Here is a 25715-nt window from a genome sequence, read left to right as displayed (position 1 = left end):
GCCCCGTGACCACACACCCCACCGCCTTCACCCTGCCCGGACCCCCCAGCCCGGTGCGCAGCGCGCGAGCGCGGCGCCACGGCGCGATCCCCGGGCTGCTGTACCGTCCCGCGGTGCCCGCCGACCCGGAGAAGGTGCAGCAGGTCGACCTGCGCGTGGAGGCCTGGGCCCGCGCGAACGACCTGTTCCCTTCTGCCTGGCAGGGCGACTTCGCCGGCTTCCAGTTCGGTCGTGCCGTCGTGCTCCAGCACCCGGGCGCCGCCGACCTGGAGCGCCTCACCGCCGCCGGCAAGCTGCTGCTCGCCGAGAACATCGTCGACTCCTGCTACTGCGAGGAGGACGAGGGCCGCGGGGGAGCGCGCAAGGGCCTGGGCGGACGACTGGTCATCGCCCAGTCGGCACTCGACCCGTACCACGGCACCCCCGAACTGGAGGAGGAGTGGCGGCAGGGCGTCCGGGCGGACGGCCCGCTGCGCTCCTACCACCTCGCGCTGCGGGACTTCGCCGCGCTGGCCACACCCAGCCAGACCGACCGGTTCGTCCACGACGTCGCCCGGCTGCACCTGGGCTACCTCGCCGAGGCCGCCTGGGCGGAGACGCGGTACGTGCCGCAGATCTGGGAGTACCTGGTGATGCGGCAGTTCAACAACTTCCGCCCCTGCCTGTCCATCGTGGACGCCGTCGACGGCTACGAACTGCCCGAGCAGGCGTACGCCCGGCCCGAGATCCAGCGGATCACGGCCCTCGCCTGCAACGCCACGACGATCGTCAACGACCTGTACTCCTTCACCAAGGAACTGGCCAGCGACCCGGCACACCTCAACCTCCCGCAGGTCGTCGCCGCCAACGAGCGGTGCGGGCTGAAAGCCGCCTATCTGCGATCGGTCGAGATCCACAACACGATCATGGCGTCCTTCGAAGAGGAGTCGGCCCTGCTCTCGGCGGCCTCGCCCGTCGTGGAGCGCTACGCCCAGGGGCTCGCCGCCTGGGTGTCCGGCAACCACGAGTGGCACGCCACCAACAGCCATCGTTACCACCTGCCCGACTACTGGTAACCACCGCCTGTGACCCACTGGCACACGGCACCCGCACCACGAGGAGCACCACTTGACCAACGCCCCTGCCGCCCGGCCCGCGGTTCTTCCGGTCCCGGCCCAGTCGACCTACCAGACCCGGATCGCGGACTACTGGAACGCCGAGGAGAACCCGGTCAACCTCGAACTCGGAAAGATCGACGACCTGTACCACCATCACTACGGCATCGGTGAGGCCGACACCTCGGTTCTCGACGAACCCGATCCCGACCTCCGGCGCAAGCGCCTCACCGCCGAACTGCACCGCCTGGAGCACGCCCAGGCCGAACTCCTCGCCTCCAACCTGGGCAACCTGACCGCGGACGACCGCGTCTTCGACGCCGGCTGCGGACGGGGCGGCGGCAGCGTCGTCGCGCACCTGCGCTACGGCTGCCACGCCGACGGGGTCACCCTCTCCACGAAGCAGGCCGACTTCGCCAACGAGCAGGCCCGTGCCCGCGGCATCGGGCACAAGGTCCGCTACCACCACCGCAACATGCTCGACACGGGCTTCGAGACCGGCGGATACGCGGCGTCCTGGAACAACGAGTCGACGATGTACGTCGAGTTGGACCTGCTGTTCGCCGAACACGCCCGTCTGCTGCGGCGCGGGGGACGGTACGTGACCGTCACCGGCTGCTACAACGACACCTACGGCCAGGCCTCACGCGAGGTGTCCCTGATCAACGCGCACTACATCTGCGACATCCACCCACGCTCCGCGTACTTCCGGGCGATGGCGCGGCACCGTCTGGTACCGGTCCACGTCGAGGACCTGACCGAGGCCGCGATCCCCTACTGGGAGCTGCGCAAGAAGGCGGACCATCTGGTCACGGGCATCGAGGACACGTTCCTGACCGCCTACCGCAACGGCAGCTTCCAGTACCTGCTGATCGTGGCCGACCGGGTCTGACCCCTCGCACGGCGATCCCCCATGCCCCGTGGACGCCGTCCACGGGCAACCGCCCCTCACCGGCGCGTGACAGCCGTGCCGGTGAGGGGCGCCGTCTCGACGGCCAGGGCCCCTCCCGCGGGGAGCCTCGCTCAGCGGTCGAGGGTGGAGAACCGCCGGAACCGCTCAGTGTTTGGGGTCGATCCATGTCCGGGCGAGTTCCGCGACCCAGGTGGCGGCGGCGTCGGGGGAGCGCGGGGGTGCGCCGACGACGACGAGTTCCGAGATGCCGGCCGCGGTGAGGGCGGGCAGGTGCTCCGGTGTGCCGTCGCTCAGGGCGACGGCGACGGTGAGGTCGTCCAGGGTACGGCCGTGGCGGGCGCATTCGTCGGCGAGGACTGCCACGCGGGAGGGGACGTCGACGGCGGGGACGTTGAAGCCGTACCAGCCGTCGGCGAGTCGGGCCGCGCGTCGCAGGGCGGTGTCGCTGTTGCCGCCGATCACGACGGGGAGCCGGCCGCCGCGCAGTGGCTTTGGGTTGACCCGGATCGCGTCGAAGCGGGTGAACTCCCCCGCGAAGGAGGCGGGATCGCCGGTCCACAGGGCGCGCATCGCGGCGAGGTACTCCTCGGTGCGCCGCCCGCGCCCGGCGAAGGGGACTCCGAGCGCCGCGAACTCCTCGGTGGACCAGCCGACACCGACCCCCAGGGTGAATCGCCCCGCTGAGAGCACGTCGAGTGTGGCGGCCTGTTTGGCTAGCACGACCGGGTTGTGCTCGGGCAGCAGGAGCACACCGGTGGCGAGCTCGATCCGGCTGGTGACGGCCGCGGCGTAGCTCAGGGCGAGCAGGGGGTCCAGCCAGTCCGCGTCCGCGGGCACCGCGATCCGGCCGTCCGCGGAGTAGGGGTAACGGGAAGCGGGCGCGTCCACCAGCACGACGTGCTCGCCACACCAGAGCCTGGCGAAGCCGTGCGTCTCCGCCGCTGCCGCCACCGCCGCGATGACCTGCGGACGGGCACCGTCACCGATGCCGAGCGCGTGCAGTCCCACTCGCATCCGCCACCTCCTGGCGGCACCCTAAGCGGCAAGCGCGGACGCGTTCGGGTGACGTGGCACGCCGCGCGCGGAGGCGGCGCGCCGCGTCACCCGGACGGCCGAGGCCCCTCACCCCCTACGCGAGCGGGCCGTCGTGCCGGTCCCGGATGAGGGTTGCCTCTCCTACTGAGCTGGGAGCTTCTTCAGTCGACCCAGGTCACCACTGCCATCTCTCGCTTGCTGGCGGCGCTGTAGAACCTCCGAAGGAGAGTGAAGTGGTCGACGAGGTAAGTGCGGGGATCTCCGATGAACCGGGAGAATCCGCCAGCCTCGCGGTAAGCGGGGAGCGTCTCCAGCAGAGGGCCGATGTTCATGGTGGCCAGCTCTCCAGCCACTTGACTGACTGCTGCCGGGGTCAGCAGGGTCGGAGGGGCGTCGAAGCCGTCGTACACCGCAGAATGATTGAGGAAAGAGACGGTGCTGTCGGAGTCCCCGCTGATGGCGCGCTGAAGAACGGGAATCTGGCGCGCGTCGGGTTGCATGCGCCGGTAGAACCACAGCAGCTCCCAGATCGCCCAGTCCAGGTCGAGGGTGTCGTCTGCAGGTGGATCCCACTGGGGATCTCCGACCGGCGAGATCCTGGCCGCTTCACGGCACACTTCGAGGTATCGCAGGGACACGCGCGCGAGCTGCTGGGTCAAGGCCATGCACCGGAGTATCACCGGCGATGCTTGGAACAGGGCAGCGATTTCTGTCTGGCCTGCGACGTGCACTACCGGTCCTGGCGCAGGCACTTACCGGAGGACGACGCTTACGCCCCGCTCATTGAAGATGTCCAGGAGCAGGTTGAACAGCGCGATGTCGCCATCCTCGGTGGGCACGTGCTCTGCCAACCGTGCTCTGACTTCAGCCGAGGAATCCCAGTGCAAGGTGAACGGAGTAGCGGCGCCCCAGCCGCCCCTCAGACAGTCGTCCAGAGCATCCAGGTTCCAGCCGAAGTATCCGCCGGGTCCGTTGACGGCCTCACCGATCGCGCAGTAGAAGCTGTCCCTATCGACGATGTGCCGGCCGTCCAAGGTGAACGCCTGGCCCGCGGGCGCATCGGGCCTCCCCTGGCGTTGGTACTCCCGGGACCACAGGGCTACCGACAGCCAGGCATGTCTGTCCTCGGGTGCGAGTTCGTGCCACATTCCGGTGCGGTTCAGGTGACCAGTGCGGACCAGGTTCCACGCCCGTTCCGCTCCGGGCAAGGCGTCTTCACACCACAACGTCACCGTGAGGTCGACGAGGCCGACTCCGCGGCCGGAGGGTTTGACGTCGACGACTGTGACCTCGTTGATGAAGTAGGACCCCATGGTGGTACCGTCCCCGTCGAGGAGGCCGAACCAGGCGTTCCCCGCCATGGCGCGACGACTACCGACATGGTCGACGCTCTTCAGTAGACCTGCCTGCGGGAGGCAACCTTCAAGGTGCACTCGGCGTGCACCCTCCGCGTCCTGCAGAGGCGTGAAGAACCCCTCGGCCTCGTGAGCAAAGCCCCAGAAGTCGCTGTCGTCCTCGTCCGAGGTCAGCGTGTACTTCTGCCCCTCGCTGTTCCGCCCTGATGTTTGCATCGCACCCCCCATGACAGCGCTGACCTTACCAACGCTTGGCGACTTGCCGGGCGGTCGCTGGCGCGCTTGCGACCCCTGACCCACGGCGGGTCGGGCCGCGTACGCCGAACACGCGCCGTCCGCCCGGCCCTGGTGGGGGCATCAGCCTTCGCGGCCGGGGAGCATGGCCAGGGACTGGGAGCGCCGTGCGACGAGGTCGTCGTAGGTGCCGTCCCGCTCGGCCCAGCGGTGCATCAGGACGCCCTTCACGAGGAGTTCGCGCGGGGTGGGGTCCTGCGAGAGCAGGTGCATGACCTCGGTGGCGAAGTCGTCGAGCGGCAGCGCGTGCGGATTCACCTTCTCCTGGCCTGCCGTGGCGACGGCCGGGGGGACGAGCTCGACGACGCCGACACCGGTGCCGTCGAGCTGCGCCCGCAGTGCCTCGGAGTAGGCGTGCACCGCGGCCTTCGAGGCGGCGTAACTGGGCATGGGCGGGAACGGCAGGAAGGCGATGCCGGACGTGACGGTGACGAAGGTGCCTTCACCCCGCTGGACCAGGTGGGGGGTGAAGGCGTCGATGACCCTGATGGTGCCGAGCAGGTTGGTGTCGATCGTCGTCTGCGCCGCCTCGAAGTGCGCGGGGTCGCGCAGGTCCTCCATGAGCATGACGCCTGACATGGTCACCACGGTGTCCAGCTCGGGGTACCGGGCGAGTGCATCGTCACGGAAGGATGCGACGGAGGAACTGTCGGTGACGTCGACAGTGAACGTGCCGAAGCCTTCTCCGGCGAGTTCCGAGAGCGCCTGCGGGCTGCGGCCGGCGACGGCCACGGTGCTGCCCGCCGCGGCGAACCGGCGGGCCAGCTCTCGCCCGATACCCGAGGTTCCGCCGACGACGAGCACGGTGCGGTTGGAGAGATCCACGGGATCTTCCCTTCAGTCCAGGGCGCCGGCGGAGCTCAGCCCCGCGGCGCAGCCAGTGATGTCCGCTGTCTCTTGCGAAACAGTGGTACCGAAGTCTTGACGGCATCCGCGGGGCGTGGCAGAGCCCCCGTTTTCCCTGGTCCTGGCAGGACCCCCTCTGAGGCACGCGGACCGCATTACGGTGGCGGTATGAGGGATGAGGAATCCGGCAACCGGCTCGGCAGCTACCTTCGTGCCCGGCGTGAGCTGGTCTCCCCGGCACAGGCAGGCCTGCCGCCCGGTGGCAATCGCCGCGTGCCCGGTCTGCGCCGTGAGGAAGTCGCCCTGCTGGCCGGAATCAGCCCCGACTACTACCTGCGCCTGGAACGGGGCCGTGACAAGAACCCCTCACCCCAGGTCCTCGAATCACTCGCCCGCGTCCTGCACCTCGACGACATCGAGCGGACGTATCTGCTCGGCCTGACCGCGGCACGTCCCAGGACGCCGCGCCGCAAGCGCCCCGAGCACGTACCGGCGCGAGTGCACGAGCTGCTCGCCCATCTTCAGATCCCCGCGTTCGTCGAAGGGCGCGCGTTCGACGTCCTGGCCTCCAATGCGATGGCGGTCGCGCTCTCCCCCCGTCTGCGGCCCGGCGAGAACCGGCTTCGTTCCCTGTTCCTCGACCCCGAGGAACAGGCCTTCCAGCGCGACTGGACGAAAGCGGCCACCGATTTCGTCGCCGCCCTGCGCACCACGATCGGGGACGACACGGACAACCCCCGGTTCGTCGAACTCGTCGGAGAGCTCGCCCTGTCCAGTCAGCGGTTCCGCACCTTGTGGGCCCGCCACGACGTCCGCAGGCTGGACGGAGGCACGACCACGGTGAACCACCCCGTCGTCGGTGAACTCACCCTCCACCGCGACAAACTCCCCATCGACGACGTCATCCTCGTCGTCTACTACCCCGACAAGGACAGCGACAGCGACGAGAAACTGCGGCTCCTGGCAGCCCTCACACACACCGAGTCCGCCGGCACAGCGCACGAAGAACGGGCGGACGCACCCCACCCGAAGGCACCCTGACGGGTACTGATCGGCTACCGGTGTGCTGCCCAGGTAGACATCAGGACGGGACCGGCATCGTCGCCTCGGCCCGTCCGGCCGAAGGGACTCCCGGTCGACGTGCCCGGACAGGGGGAGTGGTGGAAGTCCGTCGGAACCGGTGAACGGCTTGCCATGCCGCGGCCAACGGCGAGAGCCCCGAGGCACCCGTCCGAGCCGATGGGCGGGCCTCGCGACGGTCAGGTGGAGTCAGGCGTCGAACCAGACGACCAGGCGGACGCCCTCGTCGCCGTGCAGGTCTGCCAGCGTGCGCATCACCGACCAGACCGAACCCCATTCACTGTCCGGCACGGCATCCTTTCGGCGTAGGCGTCCGATGCGGAAGAGACGGTCCCCGTCCGGCCACTCGGTGCCCTCGGCGTAGGTTCTGCCCGCGCGGTAGAGATCGTGGGGGTCGTCGACTCCGGAAAGCTCGGCGAAGCGCGTGAGGCCGGAATTCCGGCCATGCATTTCCCAGGTCCCGTCCGGGTTCCGGCGGTACTCGTGAACGCACTCATCGACCTCGTTGGCGACCTCCTCCCAGTCAGCGGCCACCAACTCCGCCCAGGTGATCCAAGACGCACCGGGTGCGTCCGAGTCGGCCTTAGCCTCTCGCGAAACGTCAGACGGGAGGCCGCGGTGATCGGCAAGCGGGCGAAAGGAGGTGGCATCGCGGACACCGAAGAGAGATCCGAAGGCGGCGTAGCAGCGCCCGTTGTAGAGGTGCGCGAGGTCGATGGCCCCGTGCCACCTACGGTCGTCCTCGTCCAGCCAGCGGTCCCAGCGGCACTCGATGAACCCGTATATGTCTGTCCCCATGCCCGGCATTGTTCTCCGTCTGGCGTGAGGAGAGCGCATGGCAGATGGCGATCTGGGGGAGTTCGCCGAAGGTGCTGTGGATGGCTGTCTCGGTTCGAAGCGCAGGCGCGGCGGGGGAACGTGGGCTAATGGCCGCGCACGGGGCGGCCCGTGGTGTCGCGCGGCTTCTTCCGGCCCCCTCGGATGTCGAGCCGGTCGGCTGGCTACGGCGATCTGTCAGTCGCCCTGGGCGAACGCTCTTCGGCCTGCAGGTGTGCCTGCCTGGCGGCTTCGACGAGCCGTGGCGCGAACTTCACCGCGTACGCATCGGGTACGTCATACGGGGACCGCCAGTAGTCCGGCACGAAGCTGTCGCCGTCCTCGTGGCACAGATGACACGAGGCGCACCACTCGGTGAGCCATCCGAAGGCAACGGCGTGCACCCCGTCGATCATCTCGTCGAGAGGTCCGTCCACCCGGTACCAGCGGTGGAGATCCGTCGCAGCGCACTGTGGACAGGGCCCGGTGAGGTCGCCGGCGGCGGGCTCGGCGTCGAAGACGGCCCGCCAGGAGGCCGTCAGCTCGGGCGGGACGAGGCGCCAGCCGCCGGGCCCGACCAACTCGAGCTCATCGACGTCGAACAGGTCCAGTTCCGTGGCCTCGAGAGAGCCCATCATCCTGCACTCGCCTGTTTCCAGGTCCACGCGTACGGGTCCGATGCCGATCACCATCATCGACGGGTCGCCGGTCTCCAGGTACCGGCGATCCTGATACCCGAAGTAGGCGACCTCGGCGACTACGGCCACGTAGCCCTCGATCGGCACCAACTGCACCTGTGCGTTGAGAGGGTCCTCGTCCACGTGGATCCGGGCCAGTTCCGCCGCGTGTTCGACGCTGATCATGGGAAGGACGCTACACGGACCGGCGCAGCACCGTGCGTATGCGGGCCAAACCCTCCTGCGCGGCAAGGCATGGTGACGCGCACGTCTAGAGCGGCAGTCGTTCGATCTGTGTTGCGGTCGATACTCGTTGAGTGGACATCCGGGTGAAGACATTTGTCGCCGAGGCATGTCTTCGGATAGGTGCCGTCGTGGAAGGGCTGGGGTTCACCGGCCCCGAAGTGGATGAAGTCCGGCACGATATATACCCGCGGGCCATGCGTGTCCGCTACCACCGGGCTGACGTGACGTTCAGACGCGGTTGATCCTGTCGTTCGCGGGTGAGGACCACGTCGACACCGAGCTCGCGTGGAGCGCCGAGAATCCGCACGAGGTACGCCGTGTCAGAGTCGGTCGCCACACTGCCCACACCGGGTATCAGATGCGCCGGGCTCTCGACCGGCAGGCCCAAGCCATCCCCGATCTGCTCGGAACGGAGAACCCCACCGGCTGAATCGAGGACCTGGTCACCCGGGCCCCCGCCCAGGCGTCCCACGTCCTCCCCTCGGTGACAGGCCACAGCGGCCGGCGGGATTCCCAAGTCGTCGGGCTGCGGTTGTCGGTGCGTCGCTCGGCGACCCGCACGAACACACGGACACCATGCCCGGCCTCAACACCGCGATGCCGCACGGGCTTTCGGGCCCCGCGAGCGCGCTCCCCGGTCGCGTCGACGAACGCGGGGTTGCCGATTGGCGAACAGGTGACATGGCGCCTTTGCGCCAGCCCCGCCACCTGGCACGGCCTCAACCCGCGGCCCGACTGTGGCCGGGCACACGCCGGTGACGCTCGTTCATCGGGCGATCTCAGGGGAGTTGGTACAAGGTTATGCGATCCAGATCGAGGACCGCGGCCGTGGTCGCGGCCACCGCGGTGGCGCTGCTCGCCACCGGGCTGCCGGCGGCAGCCGAGCCGGAGCCCGTCGCCGGGGCCGGCCGTCCGGCCGCCGCACCACCGGCGCCGCCCGGGCAGTTCACCGTCACACTGATCAGCGGCGACCGGGTCGCCTTCACCGGCAGCGGGAGCGGGCTCCAGGTCAGCGGGGTGACCCCGGGCAAGGGCCGCGGCCACATCGCCTTCACCCGGGCGAGGATCAACGACCACGAGTACGTGCTTCCCGTCGACGCCACGCAACCCCTGGCCGAAGGACGGGTCGACCGGCAGCTCTTCGACGTCACCGCACTCGCCGCGCAGGGGCTCGACGACGCCACCCGGGCGTCCATTCCGCTGATCACGACGGCCCGGGCCGGCTCCGCACTGCGCGGGTCCACGCAGCGGGACACCTTCCCCGAACTGGGGCTGGCGGCCCGTACGGTCGCCAAGTCCGAGGCGGCCGCGGCCTGGCAGGGCTTCCTCGCCGCTGGAGGGACGTCCCGCGCCGCCGCGCCCGGGAAACTCTGGCTGGACGCCGAGGTCGAGGCGAGCCTCGACCGGTCCGTCGCCATGACCGGCGCGCCCGAGGCATGGCGCAAGGGCCTCGACGGCAAGGGCGTGAAGGTCGCCGTGCTGGACACCGGGTACGACCCGGCCCACCCCGACCTCAAGAACAAGGTCGTCGCGGAGAAGAACTTCACCTGGGACGAGGACGTCACCGACCTCAACGGCCACGGCACGCACGTCGCCTCGACCGTCGCGGGAAGCGGCGCGGCCTCGCAGGGCCGCTACAAGGGCGTCGCTCCGGGCGCCTCGCTGCTGATCGGCAAGGTGCTCGACGGCGGCGGGTCCGGCAGTTTCAGCGGGATCCTCGAAGGCATGGAGTGGGCGGCCGCCCAGGACGCCGACATCGTCTCGATGAGCCTCGGCTCCAGCCTGCCGAGCGACGGCAGCGACCCGGTCTCCCAGGCGGTCGAGACCCTGTCCGCGGACGGCGGGCCGCTGTTCGTCGTCGCGGCCGGCAACGAGGGCACGCCGGGCAGCATCGGCACGCCGGCCGCCGCGCCGAGCGCCCTGACCGTCGGGTCGATCACCAAGCAGGGCGAGATGTCCTCGTTCTCCTCCCAGGGCCCGGCGGTGACCGACGGCGGCGTCAAGCCCGAGATCACCGCGCCGGGCAGCGCGATCACCGCCGCCCGCGCGGCGGGCACCCTGGACGCGGCCGCGAACAGCGAGTTCTACGCGACGATCAGCGGCACCTCCATGGCGACCCCGCACGTCTCCGGCGCGGCGGCCATCCTCAAGCAGCGGCATCCCGACTGGGACGCGCAGCAGCTCAAGGCGGCGCTCATCGGCGCCGCCGACCCGGTCGACGGCGCCGGAGTGTACGAGCAGGGCGCGGGCAGTGTGGACGTGCCCGGTGCGCTCTCGTCGCCGGTCACCGCCTCCCCGGCCGCGGTCTCCGCCGAGCTGGCCTGGCCGTACGGCGGCAACCCGACCCGCACGGTGACCTACCGCAACAGCGGGTCCAAGGACATCCGGCTGAACCTCTCCCTGACCGGGAAGGCACCCGTCTCGCTCGTCACCCGCCGGCTGACCGTCCCGGCGGGCGGCACCGCCGAGGCGACCGTGCGCATCGACACCGCCCGGGCGTCGGCCGGCGCCCACGGCGCCTGGATCACCGCGCGCGGCAGTGACGGCAGCACGGCGCGCACCCCCGTCGGCGTCGAGGCGGAGAGCCCGAGCGCCACCCTCACCCTCGAAGCCGCGGCCCTGCGGGCCGGGGTCGAGACGGCGTACACCAACCTGGTGGTGCAGAACGAGAGGACCGGTGAGTCCCAGCTGGTCAGCCTCACCGAGGGGACCCAGGAACTGCGGCTGCCGGTCGGCGACTACCGGGTGTTCGGCGGGGTGTGGGAGTACGTCCGGTACGGCAGGGCGAGCGTGCCCGAGACGTCCGTCGTCGTCGCCCGGCGCGTGACCCTCACCGGCGACCGGACGCTGAGGACCGATCTGTCCGCCGCGAAGCCGGTCACCATGGGCATCGACGACCCGAAGATGCGGCTCAACGAGTGGGGTTCGGCGACCGGGCTGGTCTCGTCGGCCGCCGCGGGCGACGCGAAGGGCCTGATCGCGCCCCTCTATTCCGGCGCCTACCGCTCGTATGCCGTGGGCAGCGCCAAGATACCCGGACTGACGTACTTCTCCGCCGCCTCCTGGGAGCAGCCGTCCGTCCTCGCGACGACCGCCGGCGGCTCCGGCACCCCGGTGGACGTACCGGTGGGGCTGATGACGCAGCGGACGGACTGGGACCTGGAGAAGCGGGTCACCGACGCCGGCTACGGCGGGGACCTGACGGGTCTCGACGTCGAGGACCGGATCGTGCTCCTGGAGTCGGACTGGAGCCTGCCCTGGGAGGAGCTGGACGGGCGCTACCAGGCGATCAAGGCGCACCGGCCGGCGGCGATCCTGCTGGCCGGCTCGGCGTCGATCGACGCGGCCGACCCCACGCTGGGCATCGACGACCACGGCCTGACCCTGCTGCGCGAGCGGCTCGCCAAGGGCGAGGTGACCCTCCGGATCAAGGGACAGCGCAACGGCGAACGCACCTACTTCACCTTCCACGCCCATGACGACGGGGTGCCGGCGGGCGCGAACTGGCAGGACCGGCGCCGCGACCTGGCCCGCGTGGACCACAGCTTCCGCACCACCGGATTCCCCAACGACCCCAAGGGGATCTACGGATGGGTGACCTACCGCGGACTGAATCTCGCCCAGCAGTCGACGGTGTTCCGCGCACCGCACCGGATGACGGCGTACTACACGCCCGAAGTGCCGTGGACGACGGCCACGTTCGAGTACGCGCTGGACGCCGGGCCGCTGGGAGTCCAATACACCAATCCGACGGTCCTCCGCCAGGGACGCACGGTCACGGACAACTGGCTGACCGCGCCGTTCAACCCGTCGCTGTCGGTGAACGGACCCGACGGCCGGGCGCAGGCCACCCGCGCGGGGGACAAGCTGCGTCTCGCGCTGCCGATGTTCTCGGACGCGGCGGGCCACCGGTCCGAACCGCTGCGGGTCCTGGAGTCCGGCGAGACGGTGCTGCGTGACGGATCGGGCAAGGTGATCGCCCGTAACGACGAGCCGGGACAGGGCGTCTTCGACGTGCCCGCACGCGGCCAGTGGTACGAGCTCACCTCGTCCGCGCACCACGAGAGCCCGGAGTGGAAGCTGGGCACGCACATCACGGACACCTGGCGCTTCCGCTCGGAGCACACCGGCGGCGAGCGTCCGCTGCCGCTGCTCGACACGCGCTACGACATGGCCGGGCTCGACGGCGACAACTCGGTCCCGGCCAACAGGGAGTTCACCTTCGGCCTGGGCATCGGCCGGCAGTCCGGAGCGAGCGGCGGCGCCGGCATCGAGCGGGTGTCGGTGCGGTACTCCACGGACGACGGAGCCACCTGGCATTCGGCCGAGGTCCGGGGCCGCGACGGCGACCGTCGGGTGACCGTGCCCGCGACGGGCGCCGGCTGGGTCTCGCTGCAGGTGACCGCGGCGGACCGCACCGGCGCGTCGGTGACGGAGACGGTCACCCGGGCCTACCGCGCCGGCTGCCCCGAGGAGTGGTGCGGCTACGCCCCGGCATGGCCGCACTGGCCGGCCGGATAGTCCGCGACCGACACGTGCGCCGGTGCGGCCTCCCCACGGGGCCGCCGCACCGGCGCACGGCCCGCGAGAGCGGCGTCGCCTGTGTTCCGTCCCGGCCCGCTGAACCCGATGGTGGGCCATGACCGTTGCGGTGTTCAATGATCTTGTCAGGCCCGTCAACGGGGCTTGCCGAAGGACAGCGGAACGGGTGTCAGGGGCGGGAATGGCGAAGTCGAACAGATGGGTGGCCCACGCCGCGTCGGCGGTCTGCGCGGCCGCGCTGATGGGCACGATGGCGGGGTGCGGGAGCGGCGGCGCCGACGGCGCGGCCGACAAGCCCGCGGCTCGCAACGGGGACGGGAGCGGCATCGGCTCCCGTGTGGTCAGTCAGCGCGAGGCCGAATCCCTCGCTCTCCACCGCAAGGACGTACCGGGCTACACCCTTCAGACGCTGGCCGGACGCGGCGAGGACGCGCAGGTGCCGGTGCACCTGTTCACGGGCTACTTGCCCCGCATCGAGCCGGCGGCGTGTCAGCCCGTCTACGACAACACCCAGCAGGGCAGCGAGTACCCGCAGCGCGCACGCACCGACACCCTCGTCTCCGGGCACGGCGACTATGTCGAGGTGGCCCTGGTCGCCTGCGGCGCGGGCGACGCCCACAAAGCCGTGGCGGACCTTCGGGCGGCGCTCACCCGCTGCAGGTCGTTCACCATGCCGGCCGACGGGACGGAGCACTTCGAGCACCCCCGGTCGCTGCCGGACCCGCACCTGGGTGACGAGGCCGTCGAGTACACCATCACGCAGAAGATCGACGGAGACGAGGGAGTGATCCGCGCTCCCTTCCACCACTTGGTGGTGCGCGAGGGCTCCGTCATCGTCTGGTTCATGGTCCACGGTTTCCCCGGTGACACTCCGAAGCTGCCCAGGAACGTCATCGACGCCCAGCTCGCGAAACTCCGCTGACCCCGCCCGCGGTTCCCGTCAGGAATGGGGGACCGCGGCACCGTGATCCGTGAGCCCGGTTGCCGGGAGTACGTTCCGGTGACGGCCGGTCCGGCGGGTGGCCCCGCGGCGACGCCGACGGTTGGGGCGGCGCAGCCCGCGCGGGCTATTTGGCCCGGCGGATGCGGGCGGCCTCGCGGGCCGCCGCCATCTGGCGGGCCTCGGCCGCCTTGCGCGACTCCCGGCCGGGCCGCGTGCCCAGGCCGCGGAACGGGGCACCACCGCGGGCCGGGGTGTTCGCGGCCGGTGCGCCCGCGACGGGAACGCCGGACGGGGCCTTGGCCCCGGTGATCCGGCTCAGCGCCGCCTCGCCGGAACGCACCTGGGTGATCGTGGGCCGGATGCCCGCGTCGGACATGAGCCTGGTCACATCGCGGCGCTGGTGAGTGGTCACCAGCGTCACCACCCGGCCCGACCGGCCGGCCCGCGCGGTCCGGCCGCCGCGGTGCAGGTAGTCCTTGGAGTCGGCGGGGGGATCGACGTTGACCACGAGGTCCAGGTCGTCGACGTGGATGCCACGGGCGGCGACGTTCGTGGCCACCAGGGTCGTCACCTCGCCGGTCTTGAAGCGGGCCAGGGCCCGGGTGCGCTGCGGCTGCGACTTCCCGCTGTGCAGGGCCGCCGCCGGGATCCCGGAACCCTCGAGGTGCCTGGTGAACTGGTCGACCGCGTGCTTGGTGTCCAGGAACATGATCACCCGGCCGTCGCGGGCGGCGATCTCGGTGGCGGCGGCGTACTTGTCGGCGGCGTGCACGTACAGCACGTGGTGTTCCATGGCGACGACGGTCGCGGCCGAGGGGTCGACCGAGTGGACCACCGGATCGGTCAGATAGCGGCGGACCAGGAGGTCGATGTTGCTGTCGAGCGTGGCCGAGAACAGCATCCGCTGGCCACCGGCCCGCACCTGGTCCAGCAGCTCGGTGACCTGCGGCATGAACCCCAGGTCGGCCATCTGGTCCGCCTCGTCCAGGACCGTGATGCGCACGTGGTCCAGGTGGCAGTCACGGCGCGTGACGAGGTCGCTCAGTCGCCCGGGCGTGGCGACGACGACCTCGGCCCCCGCCCGGATCGCTCCGACCTGCCGGCCGATCGAGAGGCCGCCGACCACGGTGGCCAGCCTGAGGTCCAGCGCCCCGGCGTAGGGGGTGAGCGCGTCCGTGACCTGCTGAGCCAGCTCACGGGTGGGCACCAGGACCAGTGCCCGGGGCCGCTTGGGCTCGGCGCGCTGTCCGGCCGTGCGGGCCAGCAGCGGCAGGCCGAAGGCCAGGGTCTTGCCCGAGCCGGTACGCCCCCGGCCGAGCACGTCCCGGCCGGCCAGCGCGTCCGGCAGCGTGGCGGCCTGGATGGGGAACGGCTCGTGCACGCCGAGGTCGGTCAGGGTCGTCAGCAGGGCCGGCGGGAGCTTGAGCTCCGTGAACGCCGTCATCGGCGGCAGAGCGGGGGTCACCGTCACGGGTGCCGAGAATTCACCCTGCGGGGCGGTGGGCCGTTCCTTGCCGCCGGTGCGGCCGGGAGCCTGCGGGCGCGAACGACCGGCCCGGCGGGAGCGGTGGTCGTTCCGGGGCGTACGGTTCATGGGCGAACCTTCCTCGACGGGGCACGCATCGAGGGAATTCCCGGTGCAATGCGCGGCCGGGGAGTCGCCAGAACGAGCCGAAGACAAGACGGTGACCGACAGCGGGTGGTCCCGTCGATACCGCGTGGGGTCCAGCTGCGTCGTGCGTGCCGACGCCGGGTACCGATGCCTGCGGGATCGCACTTCCCCGCGAGTTTACCCGCCCGACCCGATTCCCCGTGCGGGTCCGCGGCCCCGCACGGGGCGAGACGCTTCTGGACCGGCCACGCCGGCAGGCGTGTGCCATCCAGTGCCGGTGGGCGACGTCGCGAGTCAACGCGGACGGCTGCGAGGTGCGGCGTGCCAGACTGACGCCATGGACAGGCCGCAGACCGTCGACGCGTACATCGAAGGGGTCACCGGAAAGGGCCGCGAGGTGCTCGAGCAGGTACGGGCACTGGCTCTCGAGGGGGCTCCGGAGGCGAGCGAGGCGATCAAGTGGGGACATCCCGCCTGGGTGCACCCGTCCGGCACCATCCTGTTCGTGGCCAGCGCCCACGCCCAGCACGCCAACGTTGTGTTCACCCCCAGCACCCGCGAGGCGTTCGACGCCGACCTGGACGGCTTCCCGACCGGCAAGGGCTCGGTGAAGCTCCCGTACGGCCGGCCCGTCCCGATCGATCTGCTGCGCCGCATGATCGTGTTCCGTGTCCGCGAGCACGAGAACGACGGTGTGCTGTGGATGTGACGCCCGCGGACTCGCAGGGCACCCCACGACTGCGGTGATGCGGTCATTGCCGGAGCCCGCGCCGTGCGGGGTTCGGGGTCGGTGGCCATGCCCCAACGGTGCGGCCGGGCGCGGGGCTGCCCCGAGGCGCGGATAAGCGGATGATCCCTGGTGAGCGGGGCCGTCGGGGGCGGAGACGCGTGCCGGGACCGCGGATTCGGACCCGGTGCATGGCACGGAGACGGGGGAGCCGACTGATACTTGACTCAGCAAGTATATTCGGGGTTGTGTGTTGCTTCGCCCGGGTGGTGTGCCAGGGGTCGTGCGAGGCTCCCGCGCCGAGTGCCGACCAGCGTGTGCCGAGCCGGGCCGGTTCGGCGAGGTGACGACGGGGTCGGCCTCCCCGGTGCGGCGCGGCACGCGTTGTCACGGGGCCCGGACATCACCCACCCGCCCATGGCTCCCCGAACAAAGGACAGTGCAGATGCAGATCGGATTTGCGATCCCCTATCTCAATAACGCCGCCCACGAGGTGGACCGGGCGGCCGAGTTCGCGCGCGAGGCGGAGAAGGCCGGGGCCGCGAGCCTGTGGGTGGGCGACCGGAACTTCGTCCCGGTCAATCCCAAGATCGGGGCCGGCGGCGTGGGCAACTACATTCCCGAGGTGTACCGGACGGCCGCGGACCCGTTCGTCATGCTGGGCATCGCGGCGGCCGTGACCGAAAGGGTCAAGCTCGGGGCGCACGTCCTGATCGCGCCGCTCTATCCGCCGGTGCAACTGGCCAGGAGCCTGACCACGATCGACCTGGTCAGTGGGGGCCGCCTGATCCCGGGCTTCGGCGTGGGCTGGTCCATCGAGGAGTTCGAGAGCGCGAACGTGGACTTCCGCAAGCGCGGCGCCCGGATGGACGAGTTGCTGGACGCGCTGGATCTGCTGTGGACCCGGGACCCGGTCGAGTATCACGGCGCCCACATCGAAGTTCCCCTCCAGTACGCCCCGTTGAAGCCTGTGCAGAAGCCGCGCCTGCCGTTCTACATCGGCGGCTTCTCCGGCGCGGCGCTCAAGCGCATCGGTCAGCGGGCCGACGGCTGGCTTCCCGCGTGCGTGGTGCCGGAATATCTCGATGTGGACGCAGTGCTGGCCCAGCGGGCGGCGATCCATGCGGCGGCCGCGGAGGCAGGGCGCGACCCCGGCGAAATCGACACGATCATGCGCGTCAACCCGTCCGAGGGCGTGCCGGTCGGCCGGCTCGTGGACATCGTGAAGATGCTGGGCGAGCGGACCGGTATCGACCATTTCATGATCGAGAACATGACCGCTCCGAACGTCGATGCCACGTTGGAGGAGATGGTGCAGGTACTGGACCTCGTCGCGCGCGGCTGACCGCGCCGGCGGGTCTGTGGGCGGGAGGCGGCTCGTCTTCCGCCCATAGACACGTCGGGGCGGCCTCATCCGCCGCCACCGGCGACGAGGCCCGGATCCGGCCCTGAGACCCACCGGACCGGGTCGTCGCGGACTGGCCGTCGGGGACGGTCTCCGCGAGCCCGACTACTTCGAATGCGTTCTGACGCATTGAGCAGGCCATCCCCTGGGGCGCATCGCCTGCCCTTGCGCACGACAACGTGCGGAGTCATCGCCAGCAGATGACGACGCAGCCGGGGCGACGAACGCGTGGTGGATGTCGTGATCTTGCTGTCGGGGGCCGACAGGCTGGCATCATGTCGCCATGGCAGATGGCGCGGGTCGGTATCGGGCGGGCGAGACTGCGCTGATCGTCAAGGTGCCCGAGGCCGAGCCGGTCGTGGGCGGTTGGCGTGAGCGGTTCGACCCGTCGGCGGAGGCCGGGGTCCCGGCGCACGTGTCGGTGCTCTATCCGTTTTTGAACCAGGACCACATCGGTGATCAAGTCTTGGGTGCCGTGGCGGAACTCTTCGGGTCCCACGGGGCTTTCGATCTTCGATTCGCGACGTGCGGTCGCTTCCCTGGGGTGCTCTACCTCGCCCCGGAGCCGGACGATCAGTTCCGGGCACTCACCCTGGCCGTCGCTGCTCGGTGGCCGGAGGCGCCGCCGTATGGGGGCCGGTTCGCCGAGGTCATTCCCCATCTGACGGTGGCGGACGGCCAGGAGCCGAGTGTGCTGGACACCGTCGAGGCCGATCTGGCGCGTCGGCTGCCGGTCGCGACGCACGTCAGCTCGGTCCAGTTGTTGGTCTTCGACGGCATCGTGTGGCGTGAACAGGCCGACTTCGCCCTGCGTGCACCACGGATCTCCGTTCCGCGCCGTGACGGACAACGCTGACCGGGTCGGCGCGTATGGCCGGCAGCAGCGCCCTCAGACGGGGACCTCAAAGATGAGTTCCAGGCCGTCCACCTCGTCCCACTGCTCCCCGACCTCCACGAAGCCGAATCCGGAAATCGTGGCCAGCGATGCGGTGTTCTCGGGGCTGATCGTCACCCGCGCGGTCCTGACTCCGGATTCGGCGGCGGCGCGACGCATCAACTCGGTCAACATCGTCCTGGCGTAGCCCTGACGACGGTGGCCGGGGGCCACTGAATAGCCGATCTCCACCATGCCCCGCTCATCGGGCGGCCCGTGGAACCCGGCATACCCCACGACGACGCCATCGGGCTCGGCCACCACAGCCCGGGTGAGCCACCCCGCGCTACCCGGGTCCGAGGCCAGCTGATCGACCCGGTACCGCCAAACCCACTTCGCCTGCTCAGTGAGGAAGTAGTCAGTGAGTTGGACTCCGGCTTCGGCACTGGCCCGGGGAAGGTCGCCGTCAAGCAAGGCGGTCATGGCCGTGCTCGTGAGATCGACGAATCTCACCGACCTCAGAACGGTGAGAGCTGGGGACCGGCGCGCGGGTTCATCTGTCACAGCGCGGATGATCTCGGAGCGCTCTGGAGCATGTCCAACGGGTTTCGGAGTGGTCGACGCCCCACCGGCTCGATGCGCTCACTCGGACCGAGCTCCCGGTGAACGTTCCCGGTCATCGGGGGAGACCACGCCGTCCCGGCCCGACGGATCATCGACCCCCTCCGTCGTTCACTGTGTGGGGCCGGATTCGGGTCATGCCGTCTGGCAGCGGCTGTGGAGGAGTTCCACACCGTCTCCTTCGAGGTCGTCGCAGTAGGCAGCGCGTCCGGTCGTCGCCATGATCAGGGCCAGGGTGGAGCCGGAGACGAGGGGGCCGCTGCCGGTGGTGAAGGGGCCGTCGTCGGCGACGAGCTTCAGTCCGTTGATGCGTCCTTTGGCGAGGACCACGAGGTCGGAACCCTGGTAATACTCGGCGACCTGGGTGACGGTCTCGATGGGGTAGTCGTGGCGGATGCCCAGCGGGCGCCGGATGTCCTCGGCATGGACGATCGTCTCGCCGAGCATGGCGATGGCGGGCAAGGGGGGCTTGGTGGTGCTGGGGATGATGCGGCGGAACCGTTCGAGGGTCTCGCCGGGGGTGGTGCCCAGTTGCTCGGCCAGTCGCATGGCGACCTGCTTGTCGAAGTCGAACCTGCAGCGGATCACTCCGGCCATCCAGCGCACGGCATTGAGGCTCCCGGAGGCGGTGAGGTGCGCCAGTACCTCACGCACCGTCAAACCGCCGCACAGCGACGGCGTTGCCCAGCGCTCGTCGGTCAGATCTGTGAGATCGGCCGCCAGCGCCGCCCGCTCGGTGCGGATCGAGGGCCAGACCCCGTTCCCGCGGCTCTGGTCTGCTGTCAGCTCCGGATCGGTCATGAGGAAGGGTCTCCTGTCACGGGTCGTGCGCTGCGTCGCGGGCGCGCCGGAGCTGTGGCCTCCGGCGGGGGCACTCATGAGGGTGACTCTTCCTCACGGGCAAAGTCATCGCCCGTGAGCCATGTTTCCTCCGGCATCCGATCCTCGGTCTCCCGCGAGCAGCCAGGTCCCGCAGTCCGCGTGTACGGCGTGGTGATCCGCCACTGCGTCATTTGACGGGCCGGCACGCTGTCACCGGATGCCCCCGGGAGATCGTCGCGAGGAAAAGCTGGACTGAAAGGGCTACTCGCCTTCGACGCGGCGCAGATAGGACCGGATGTCGTCGCGTCCGTCGAGGGCTCGTCCGTCGACGTCCGACGGGTCGAGCTCGGCCCGGGCCGCGAGAGCCTCAGCGAGGACGACCGCTCGATCACTGAGCTGTCCGAACCTGCGAGCCGTGTGCCCCAAGCACAGGCCGGCCAGCCCCAGCAGTTGGCTTCCGCTCGCCGCCCTGCTTCCCACCTCCGTACAGCACTGCTCGATGAATGCCCGATCGTCGTCGTTCAAAGCGATGCCGACCAGCACGGCCGCTGCGGTGGCTTCCAGCGTACTGTCGCGCAGTGCCGCTACCAGCGCCTTGGCGACCACGTCATGGGGAAGCGCGGGAGGATTCTCGAAGGTGCGGTGTGAGTGCGTCACACGGAGAGGCTATGCACGGCGCACCGACCCGCAACCATCGGGCGCAAGTAGTAGTCCTTGGCGGAGGCCGACGGCATCCTTCGCGCTGAGTACGAAGCCCTACCGACAACGCCCCTTTCCGGCTGCACGCAGCCGGCGGGGGGACCGCACAACCGCCAGGCCGGCTAACCCCTGGCGGCCGGCCGTCTGGTAGAACCAGCAACCATTGCCGCTGTTGAGCCTCCACAGCAGGAGGTCACGGGTGATCGGCCCGTACACGCCGTCGATGTCGGCGGGCACGTTCGTGAAGTAGTCCTGCGCCTCGGTCGGTGCCTTCTTGTGTTGGGGCCGAAGGCACCGTCCTCCTCCAGCGGCCAGTACGACGCGGTTCTCTTGTAGGCCACGTCGAAGCACTTGTTCAGGGCGATCTGCAGCTCCTTCCATGCCACGGTGACCTCCTACCATGGTGTTTTGGGCGAGACAAACGTGAGGGGCAGGCCGAGTTGAGGCACGAGGACGTCCACGCCGGTGAGCGCGGTTCGAGCGCGCGGTGCCTGCCCGAGCCGTGGATGTGCGATGTGTTCTACCTCGACGGCAGCCTGAGGGACATTCGGGTCCTCGACGCGACCCGCGCCGAGTGGATCGCGGTCTTCGAACGCCTGCGTGTCGTGGCCGACGAGACCGAGGTGGAGCACACCTACCCGCGACTCGATCCCGTGAGTCCCGCCTTCGCCGACCTCTTCCGCGCTTGGGCGGACGAGCCGGAGGGCCAGGGGACGAGTTTCGCCTTCCGGGCCCGCTTCGGCGCCGTGTGGTTCTTCGCCCTGCCCCTCGACGAGGAGGAGATCGAGTTCTCCGTTTGGCCTGAGCAGGTCGTCGACGGGGCGGGGGTGGCCGACGTGCTGCGGTTTCTGGTTGAGGTCGCGACGGCCAGTCGACGTCCGGCCCTGCTGACCGGCGAGACCGTTCTGTACAGCCCGGGGATGCCGACGTTGATCTCCCACGATCCCGTCACTGGTCTTACTTCTCACATCTGAACGGTGTTGTGGGTGGTCGCGTGCTTCCGCTCTGTCGGGGATCTTGCGATGTCACAGGGTCATGGGGCGAGAAGTGCGCGTCAGCGTGGGAGGTCGAGGTCGGCTCGTCACCAGGCCATGCGGACAGCGTCGCAGTCTCGTTGCGGGCCGCTGACCAGGGAGCGAAAGCCCGGCAGGCTGCCGGCAAGGACGCGGTCCAGCATCTCGGCGAAGTCGTGACTGTGCCGTGTGACGGCGTCGGGGCAGACCGCGGATCTCCTTCGCGAGGGGAACCGCCCGATCGCCGGCGTCCTGCCGACCGCCCACTCGACCGCAGCCAGAGACGGCCCGGTGTCGTGTCCGGGGCTCGGTGTCAGGGCATGTCGAGTTCGGGCAGGGCGAGGAATTCCGTGATCGCCTGCACGATCCGTTCCTCGTAGTCACCGCTGTCGTAGTCCGCGTCCGGGGCGACGAGCTTTGCCGCGGTGAGAGCAGGGAGCAGAAGGTTGGGCCTGTCGCCACCCGGGTAGTCCAGGGCCTCGAAGCTGAAGCAGGTGAGCAGGCGCCCATCGCGGTAGTAGTGGAAGTCGGGAGGGAAGCCTTTGACGCTGCAGGGTTCGGTCACGAAGACGACCAGTTCTCCACCGTCCCGGCACAGCGGCGCGTAGTTCGTGAGGTCGTAGTCGTCGTTTTTCCAGCTGAGCATGGGGTGCATCATCACCCCCCACTCGGTGCCCTTGCCGTACGCGAGCGGCATCCGCTGCGCGGCGAGGAGCCCTCGCGTGAGCGTGTCCAGGGACATGCCCCGGAAGAAGACGACGTTGATCTCTTCGTGCTGCGGGAGTGGCTGGCGTATCCAGTGCCTCATGCCGCGCACCGTAGTGGAGAGCACTGACAACCCGGGGATCTCAAGCGGCGTTCGGCGCGGCCCGGCACGTGAGGATGGGGGCCTATCGCGTCTGGCGGGCCGGGGACCGCTCCAGTGCCCAGAGCCGGCGGGCGAGGCTTCCCAGGGGGGCTCGGTGTGCTTCGTCGTACTGTGCCGGGGTGATCACGCCCGCGTCGGCGAGGCGTTCGAGGGCGAGGTGCAGGTCGGCGAGGAGGGCCGTGCGCTCGTTGTCGTCGAGGGCGGAGACGAGAGCCAGGACGTCCTCGAAGGCCGGTCGCTGTGATGTCGGGACGCCGCGGCCGGCGGCCTTCCTGGTCACGCGGATGCTCACCACGCACATGGCTGCCACGGCCGCCTGGCCGGCGCACAGGAGCCAGAGTCCCGGTGACGGCGTGACGCCGGCGGCGACCGCGTAGATGCCGGCGGACACGGCGGCGAAAACGGTCTCGAATGAGGCGAGTACGGCCTCCTGGTCCGTTGCCCGGGTCCCGCCGCTCCGTGTCCGCCGCCATTCCATGGCGCGCAGTGCGATGTGGCCGGCGCAGATCAGCGCGATGGCGACGTGCAGGAGTACCGCCGAGTCCTCATGTCTGACGGCCAGGATCGCCAGAAGGGGCAGGGCCAGCGGTGCGAACAGGAGAACGAGCCAGCCCGCGGACAGCGCGTGGTCCCGCCGGGTCTTGGTGTGGTCGAGATCGGCGCCGGCCGCCTTGACTGCCTTGTGCAGTTCCGGCAGTCGCGTGAAGGCGCTGGACTCGAGATCGCTCCAACTGAAAGGGGCGCCTGTGCCGCCCACCACGCCGTCGGCGTAGGCGGCGGCGGAGGGGAAGGATCCCGAGGTGTGGGCCATCTGCGGGTGCTCTCCGAGTTCGGTCGTCGGTCGGGGCGAGGGCGTCCGCACAGTAGCAGTGCTGCTGCCCGCCGGTGTGGTGCGCTCCCCGTCGCGGGCCTACCAAGCGACACGCCGTGACGCGCAACCGCGTCACGGCGTGTCGAGAGGCTTGGCGGATCGGCCGCACCCGGGGTGTGGTGCCTCCTGGGTGCGGCCGAGCCGGGTCAGCAGGTGGCGTCGAGGCCCGCCCAGTTGGCGCGGTCGTTGTAGCCGCCGTCGCCGGCGTCGCCGACCACGAGGTCGAGGACCCGGACGCCGGTCAGGTCGACGTCGGCCTGGTGGACGTCGTCGCGGGTGACCACACCGCTGTCGTACAGCACCTTGCCGTCACCGATCACCTGGAAGGTGGACGTGCCACCCTCCGGGCCGACGTTGCGCACCGCGTCGTCGATGCCGACGGTCGCGGTCAGCCGGCTGCACTGGTCACCGAGGTAGTAGCGGACGGTGGACGGCGAGGCGACCCCGATGCCGGTCGGGTAGACCTGGCCGAGCATGCTGATCGGCGACCAGCCGCCGACGCTGTTGTCGACGGTCGGGCTCATCCAGCCGCTGGTGGCGCTGATCCACTTGTGGTGGGACAGCACGGTGTCGCCGTGCGGCGCCGCCGGTGCGACGACGATCGCCGTGGCGGTCTCCTGCCGCAGGCGTCCCTTGCCGACCACCGTGTAGGACGTGCCCGCGGTCACCGTGGCGTTGCCCGGTGCGGCGTCGGCAGGCAGGGTCACCGTGTAGGCGAGGGTCGCGGAGTTGTTGATGCCCAGCAGCTTCGGCGCATTGCCGAGGGGACGGGCCGTCCAGCCGGCGGGCACCGCCAGCTCCACCTGCGGCGTGAGGACCGGCTGCGTACCGTCGTTGCGGACGGTGACCTCGATCTGGGCCTGGTCGCCGCCGGCGACCAGGGGAGCGGATCCGGCAGGCACCGTGTCGCTGCCGACCTTCGTCACCTGCGGCAGGCCGGCGACGACGTGCGGAAGGCCGAGCTTGCCCGTGGCCGGGCGGACCCGGAACAGGGCCGCGCCGTGGGCCGGGACGGCGGCGCTGATGGTTCCGGCGCTCTCGGTGATCTCGTCGGTCCAGGCGTTCTTCAGGGTGAACCGGTGGCCTGACAGACCGACCGAAGACGCCTTCGTGGTCAGGGTCGCGGGGCTGTCGCCCCGGTTCAGCAGGACCACGGCACGGTCACCGTTGGCGAGTCGCTTCACCCAGGTCTCCGTCGTGCCGGCGGGGCCGACGCGGACGGCCTGGACGACGGCGGGGTCCTGGTTGATCGCGAGCACATCGGGGTCGGAGAGAGTGCTGAGCGAGGTCTTGCCCAGCTTGGTGACGTCGCTGCCGATGATCAGCGGGGCGGCCGCCACCGACCAGAGCGTCATCTGGGTACGGAACTCCTCGTCGGACATTCCGTGTTCGGGACCGAGGTAGTCAGGGTCGTTGAAGTGCCCGGGACCCGCGGCCTCGGGGTGCCGCGCGTTCGCGTCGTAGTTGCGCAGCACGTCCTTGAACTTGATCTCGTCGACGAAGCCCACGTCGGTGTACGTCCGCCAGGACTGCGCGATCTTCGGGGCGTAGCTCCAGGAGTACGTCGACTGCTGCTCCTCCGGGTAGTTGCCCCAGTCGGGGGAGGTCACCGGGTTGCAGAGGTTGAAGATCATGGGGCGCTTGCTGGCGTTGTTCCGCAGCGCCTGCGCGAACTCGGTGTACACCGTCTTCGGGTCGAGGTCCGCGGCGATACCGCAGAGGTAGTCCACCTTGACCGCGTCGAACTTCCAGGCGGCGAACTGGTCCGCGTCGCGCTGGTAGTAGCCGTGGCTGCCCAGTCCGCACTTGCCCGGTATGTACGGGCCGGCGTCGGTGTAGATGCCGGCCTTCAGGCCCTTGGAGTGGATGTAGTCGACCAGCGGCTTCAGCCCGTTCGGGAACTGGGCGGGGTTGGGCGTCAGGTCACCGGCCGCGCTGCGCGGGGTCGGCGCCGCCCAGTTGCCGTCGATCCAGACGTACTGGTAGCCGGCGTCGCGCAGGCCGCTGCTGACGAGGAAGTCGGCAGTCGACTTGATCTCGGCCTCGGTGGGATCGCCACCGAACGCGTAGTAGGTGTTCCAGCCCATGTACGGCGTCGGGCTCAGCACCTGCCCCGATGCCGGCGTCCCTGCCGTGGCAGTGGCCGCCGCCGGGCTCGCGTAGGCAGGTGCCGGCAGCGCCAGCAAGCCGGCCACGAGGGCGAGGAGGGCGGTGAGATGTCGTTTCACATCGGATCCTTCGCTGTCCGATCGATCAGGCGTGCCGACCCGTCCCGGTCATGACCCTGGGGTGCCGCTCCCTCGTGGAGGGTGCGGCGGTGGTCTTCGGACCCGTCCATGCCCGCGCGCCTGCGATCTCGTTT

22 protein-coding genes are annotated in these 25715 nt (G+C 70.1%); 9 read left to right on the top strand and 13 right to left on the bottom strand.

Translation table 11 applies throughout. The features are described 5' to 3' along the window. Window positions 1–5 precede the first annotated feature (5 nt). Both CHF15_RS38205 and CHF15_RS38200 read left to right on the top strand, forming a co-directional pair. Window positions 6–1055, top strand: coding sequence for a family 2 encapsulin nanocompartment cargo protein terpene cyclase (locus tag CHF15_RS38205; protein ID WP_089228543.1), 1050 nt, complete (start codon window positions 6–8; stop codon window positions 1053–1055). 52 nt (window positions 1056–1107) lie between these two features. Then, window positions 1108–1986 (top strand): geranyl diphosphate 2-C-methyltransferase, encoded by an 879-nt coding sequence (locus tag CHF15_RS38200; RefSeq protein ID WP_089228542.1) that lies wholly within the window; start codon window positions 1108–1110, stop codon window positions 1984–1986. A gap of 165 nt (window positions 1987–2151) precedes the next feature. Here CHF15_RS38200 and CHF15_RS38195 read toward each other — a convergent pair whose 3' ends face one another. The 4 genes from CHF15_RS38195 to CHF15_RS38180 all read right to left on the bottom strand — a co-directional run bounded on the left by CHF15_RS38195 (window position 2152) and on the right by CHF15_RS38180 (window position 5516). Next, window positions 2152–3021, bottom strand: coding sequence for an LLM class F420-dependent oxidoreductase (locus CHF15_RS38195; protein ID WP_089228541.1), 870 nt, complete (start codon window positions 3019–3021; stop codon window positions 2152–2154). 182 nt (window positions 3022–3203) lie between these two features. Further along, a complete protein-coding gene (locus CHF15_RS38190) occupies window positions 3204–3707 on the bottom strand; it encodes a DUF1877 family protein (protein WP_143681724.1) in 504 nt (167 codons plus the stop codon). Window positions 3708–3794: 87 nt separating this feature from the next. Beyond that, the gene (locus CHF15_RS38185; RefSeq protein ID WP_245939264.1) at window positions 3795–4625 is read right to left on the bottom strand and encodes a barstar family protein; all 831 of its coding nucleotides are present in this window, start codon (window positions 4623–4625) and stop codon (window positions 3795–3797) included. Between the two features lie 129 nt (window positions 4626–4754). After that, complete coding sequence (locus CHF15_RS38180) at window positions 4755–5516, bottom strand: SDR family oxidoreductase (RefSeq protein ID WP_089228539.1); 762 nt, start codon at window positions 5514–5516, stop codon at window positions 4755–4757. Between the two features lie 189 nt (window positions 5517–5705). On the opposite strand from CHF15_RS38180, the gene CHF15_RS38175 reads away from it, so the two are divergent. After that, a complete protein-coding gene (locus CHF15_RS38175) occupies window positions 5706–6578 on the top strand; it encodes a helix-turn-helix transcriptional regulator (protein ID WP_089228538.1) in 873 nt (290 codons plus the stop codon). 228 nt (window positions 6579–6806) lie between these two features. On the opposite strand, the gene CHF15_RS38170 is transcribed toward CHF15_RS38175, so the two are convergent. Continuing rightward, window positions 6807–7415 (bottom strand): hypothetical protein, encoded by a 609-nt coding sequence (locus tag CHF15_RS38170; RefSeq protein WP_089228571.1) that lies wholly within the window; start codon window positions 7413–7415, stop codon window positions 6807–6809. A 203-nt stretch (window positions 7416–7618) separates the two neighbouring features. After that, the gene (locus tag CHF15_RS38165; RefSeq protein ID WP_089228537.1) at window positions 7619–8296 is read right to left on the bottom strand and encodes a hypothetical protein; all 678 of its coding nucleotides are present in this window, start codon (window positions 8294–8296) and stop codon (window positions 7619–7621) included. An 888-nt stretch (window positions 8297–9184) separates the two neighbouring features. On the opposite strand from CHF15_RS38165, the gene CHF15_RS38155 reads away from it, so the two are divergent. Further along, window positions 9185–12877 carry a S8 family serine peptidase gene (locus CHF15_RS38155; protein WP_107418606.1) on the top strand — a complete coding sequence of 1231 codons (3693 nt, stop codon included), beginning with the start codon at window positions 9185–9187 and terminating at the stop codon, window positions 12875–12877. A gap of 202 nt (window positions 12878–13079) precedes the next feature. Next, window positions 13080–13820 carry a hypothetical protein gene (locus CHF15_RS38150; RefSeq protein ID WP_089228534.1) on the top strand — a complete coding sequence of 247 codons (741 nt, stop codon included), beginning with the start codon at window positions 13080–13082 and terminating at the stop codon, window positions 13818–13820. A gap of 145 nt (window positions 13821–13965) precedes the next feature. Here the strand turns inward: CHF15_RS38150 and CHF15_RS38145 are convergent, their stop codons facing one another. Beyond that, window positions 13966–15435, bottom strand: coding sequence for a DEAD/DEAH box helicase (locus CHF15_RS38145; protein WP_089228533.1), 1470 nt, complete (start codon window positions 15433–15435; stop codon window positions 13966–13968). Between the two features lie 355 nt (window positions 15436–15790). Between CHF15_RS38145 and CHF15_RS38140 the strand changes: the two genes are divergently transcribed. From CHF15_RS38140 to CHF15_RS38130, 3 genes are all read left to right on the top strand, one after another. After that, window positions 15791–16162: an iron chaperone gene (locus CHF15_RS38140; protein WP_089228532.1), complete on the top strand. Its 372-nt coding sequence runs from the start codon at window positions 15791–15793 to the stop codon at window positions 16160–16162. 463 nt (window positions 16163–16625) lie between these two features. Beyond that, complete coding sequence (locus tag CHF15_RS38135) at window positions 16626–17525, top strand: TIGR03619 family F420-dependent LLM class oxidoreductase (protein ID WP_089228531.1); 900 nt, start codon at window positions 16626–16628, stop codon at window positions 17523–17525. Between the two features lie 343 nt (window positions 17526–17868). Then, window positions 17869–18441 (top strand): 2'-5' RNA ligase family protein, encoded by a 573-nt coding sequence (locus CHF15_RS38130; protein WP_089228530.1) that lies wholly within the window; start codon window positions 17869–17871, stop codon window positions 18439–18441. Between the two features lie 33 nt (window positions 18442–18474). Here CHF15_RS38130 and CHF15_RS38125 read toward each other — a convergent pair whose 3' ends face one another. From CHF15_RS38125 to CHF15_RS38115, 3 genes are all read right to left on the bottom strand, one after another. After that, complete coding sequence (locus tag CHF15_RS38125; protein WP_245939263.1) at window positions 18475–18942, bottom strand: GNAT family N-acetyltransferase; 468 nt, start codon at window positions 18940–18942, stop codon at window positions 18475–18477. A 273-nt stretch (window positions 18943–19215) separates the two neighbouring features. Continuing rightward, entirely contained in the window at window positions 19216–19881 is a 666-nt protein-coding gene (locus tag CHF15_RS38120; protein ID WP_089228528.1) for a maleylpyruvate isomerase family mycothiol-dependent enzyme, read from the bottom strand. 282 nt (window positions 19882–20163) lie between these two features. Next, on the bottom strand, window positions 20164–20559 hold the full coding sequence (locus CHF15_RS38115; RefSeq protein WP_089228527.1) for a hypothetical protein: 396 nt from the start codon (window positions 20557–20559) through the stop codon (window positions 20164–20166). A 482-nt stretch (window positions 20560–21041) separates the two neighbouring features. On the opposite strand from CHF15_RS38115, the gene CHF15_RS38110 reads away from it, so the two are divergent. Then, window positions 21042–21575, top strand: a complete 534-nt coding sequence (locus tag CHF15_RS38110; RefSeq protein WP_089228526.1) for a hypothetical protein — start codon at window positions 21042–21044, stop codon at window positions 21573–21575. A gap of 352 nt (window positions 21576–21927) precedes the next feature. Here the strand turns inward: CHF15_RS38110 and CHF15_RS38105 are convergent, their stop codons facing one another. From CHF15_RS38105 to CHF15_RS38095, 3 genes are all read right to left on the bottom strand, one after another. Continuing rightward, window positions 21928–22422, bottom strand: coding sequence for a hypothetical protein (locus CHF15_RS38105; protein WP_089228525.1), 495 nt, complete (start codon window positions 22420–22422; stop codon window positions 21928–21930). Window positions 22423–22504: 82 nt separating this feature from the next. Continuing rightward, window positions 22505–23293: a hypothetical protein gene (locus CHF15_RS44560; RefSeq protein WP_089228524.1), complete on the bottom strand. Its 789-nt coding sequence runs from the start codon at window positions 23291–23293 to the stop codon at window positions 22505–22507. 206 nt (window positions 23294–23499) lie between these two features. Beyond that, window positions 23500–25581 carry an NPCBM/NEW2 domain-containing protein gene (locus CHF15_RS38095; RefSeq protein ID WP_089228523.1) on the bottom strand — a complete coding sequence of 694 codons (2082 nt, stop codon included), beginning with the start codon at window positions 25579–25581 and terminating at the stop codon, window positions 23500–23502. Between the last annotated feature and the right edge of the window lie 134 nt (window positions 25582–25715).

Origin of the sequence: Actinacidiphila glaucinigra, assembly GCF_900188405.1 — a bacterium.
GTDB classification, from domain to species: domain Bacteria; phylum Actinomycetota; class Actinomycetes; order Streptomycetales; family Streptomycetaceae; genus Actinacidiphila; species Actinacidiphila glaucinigra.
The sequence above is the reverse complement of the archived record's forward strand: the minus strand, read 5'-3'. Positions and strand labels throughout refer to the sequence as shown.